Source organism: Gulosibacter sediminis (assembly GCF_014904065.1).
Classification (GTDB): Bacteria; Actinomycetota; Actinomycetes; order Actinomycetales; family Microbacteriaceae; genus Gulosibacter; species Gulosibacter sediminis.
Window position 1 is genome coordinate 20,550 of sequence record NZ_JACXJG010000015.1, and the last position, 368, is coordinate 20,917.

The 368-nt window shown below is 73.6% G+C and carries 1 protein-coding gene; it reads right to left on the reverse strand.

Going from position 1 to position 368, the window contains the following annotated elements:
• The coding region (locus tag ID132_RS15270) for an ABC transporter permease (RefSeq protein ID WP_193128360.1) at positions 1-141 on the reverse strand (141 nt) is incomplete at its 3' end.
• Positions 142-368 lie beyond the last annotated feature (227 nt).

The window sequence follows — 368 nt, forward strand, 5'->3', positions numbered from 1 at the left end:
GGCGTTGCGCACGGCCGGGCGCGCGATCGCGGCCATCGCCTGGCGCGGGGTGGCGGCGAGCGCGAGCCAGCCCTCGACCTCGTCCCAGTGGTCGCGCGCGCCCGAGACAAGGAGGCGCTGCGTGAGGGTCGCGATCGTCATCGTGTTGCCGATGATGATGCCGCCGACCGCGAGCAGNATAGCGCGGCTCGAACGCGAGGGCTCCGGTGCCGAACACGATCGCGAGGGTGAGGCACGGCCCCGCGAGCATCGAGAGGGCGAGCGCGACGAGCGAGGTGCCCGAGCCGCGGGTGCGCCGCGCGGTCGTGAACACCGCGGCCCCGAACATGACAACGAGCCCGAGCCCGACCCAGAGCGGATGCGTGATG